The sequence below is a fragment of the Paenibacillus sp. RC73 genome (assembly GCF_044908085.1).
Classification (GTDB): domain Bacteria; phylum Bacillota; class Bacilli; order Paenibacillales; family Paenibacillaceae; genus Paenibacillus; species Paenibacillus terrae_A.
Map to the genome: position 1 here is coordinate 1 of NZ_JBIYCV010000034.1, position 1,811 is coordinate 1,811.

The window sequence follows — 1,811 nt, forward strand, 5'->3', positions numbered from 1 at the left end:
ATTTATCATTTGAAGGTTCGTGCCTTGCCTTTTGTAAAGTTGTATTTTTTACACTGATTAAACAAGAACGATGTATCACCCAATAGGTGTTCCATCAGGTAGTTTAATATCTGGTTTCAACAGAACCACATCCCCTTTTTCGGGTATTCCTCCAAGGACTAATACCTCTGAATTAAAGCCTGCTATCCGTCGAGGAGGAAAGTTGACTATACCTATTATTTGTTCTCCTATAATATCTTCAGCCACATATCTTTTTGTAATTTGTGCACTTGATGTTTTTATTCCGATATCTTGTCCAAAATCAATCTCAAGTTTAATAGCAGGTATTTTTGCTTCTGCAAAAAACTCAGCTTTAATTATTGTTCCAACTCGAATATCCAGTTCCAAAAAATCATCAATCGTTGCCATTTAAACATTCTCCTCATCTATTGTTTTCTCAAATTTCGCGATATACAGTTACAAATTTTAATATTTTGCAACTGTATACTTTAAAGATTTTGCCCAAAAATACATCCCCATACCGAATAAAGTTATCATTCCACCTATGAATTGAAATACAGAGATTATTTCTCCCAAGAATAAGTAAGCGAGAATTATGGCGAGAACAGGTTCTCCAATAATGCCCACTGAAACAGTAGTTGCACCCATTGATTTCAACAACAGATTAAAAATATATTGTCCAAAAATAGTTGGGATTACTGCAAGTAAAAAGAAATACATCCAATCCGACGAGTCATATTCGATCAAGGAATAATTATTCAACAAATTGTAGATTAACATGACGCTGCCACCCAGAAAAAAAACAATAACACTATATAAATTTGCATCTATTTTGTGACTTACTTTCTGTCCTGCCAACATATATGCTGAAACCAAGATTGTTCCTAACAAAGATAACCCATCTCCGATTAATGCCTCTTTGGAAACCCCAATGTCTCCCCAAGCTATAATGATTGAACCGAAAAGAGCAGCGATCAAACAAAGAATGGTTAATATGTTTGCTCGTTCTCTGAACATAAAGTATGAACCCATCATTACAAATAAAGGCTGTAATGATAAGATGACCATGGAGCTCGCAACTGAGGTATATACTAAAGATTCCATCCAAAATAAGAAATATAATCCGAGAAAAAGACCAGCTAAGAAAACGGTACTCCAATCTTTTTTGTTCATCTCTAAGGATCGAAGCATTTTCCAGGGTACAAAAGGAAGCATTATTATTACTGATATATACAGTCTGTACATTCCAGCCACAGAGGTTGGCGTATCTGAGGATTTTATCATGATGGAAGAGATAGAAACAGATAATATGGCAATGAATAGCAAAATATACGGATGAAACGGTTTATTTATTTTCATACTGACCCCTCTAAGATGTTTTTGCCAATTGTCTGTGCACAGAATAATTGAATGATAAACCAAACTGAATATAATAATATCACCACTTCTGTTTATTTTGTGTAATTATATCTTTTATTTATATAGAAATATCGTCAGAAGAAAGGACCTTCTCTTAAATGGAAAAACAGTTGCACGAAACCATTTTATATCCCGATGTTTCATTCCCATACATCATGTACAGGCTGCTGCTCAAGAAATTATCCCTTACTCCTTACACATAACGGTCAATATGTCAGTTTTAATTTCCCAGAGAAGCTGCTGGCCTTTTATGTAGATAGTGCGATGGAAAACAAGGATATGAAAACACCCGATACGGGTGTGAACCGATCGGGTGTTACGTGTCAAGGCAGAAAAATGTTACTTTAATTAGTTTTGGGGACCAAGTTCAGATATTGATGCACGCAGCCGGG

2 protein-coding genes and 1 pseudogene are annotated in these 1,811 nt (G+C 35.2%); 1 reads left to right on the forward strand and 2 read right to left on the reverse strand.

Annotated features, from left to right (window positions below; genetic code table 11):
- Positions 1-75: 75 nt before the first annotated feature.
- A complete protein-coding gene (gene csaA / locus ABH897_RS27520; RefSeq protein ID WP_283655277.1) occupies positions 76-408 on the reverse strand; it encodes a chaperone CsaA in 333 nt (110 codons plus the stop codon).
- A 57-nt stretch (positions 409-465) separates the two neighbouring features.
- Positions 466-1,359 (reverse strand): DMT family transporter, encoded by an 894-nt coding sequence (locus tag ABH897_RS27525; protein WP_283655276.1) that lies wholly within the window; start codon positions 1,357-1,359, stop codon positions 466-468.
- Between the two features lie 158 nt (positions 1,360-1,517).
- On the opposite strand from ABH897_RS27525, the pseudogene ABH897_RS27530 reads away from it, so the two are divergent.
- Positions 1,518-1,689, forward strand: a pseudogene (locus tag ABH897_RS27530) (AraC family transcriptional regulator); the annotation flags it as partial.
- Positions 1,690-1,811 lie beyond the last annotated feature (122 nt).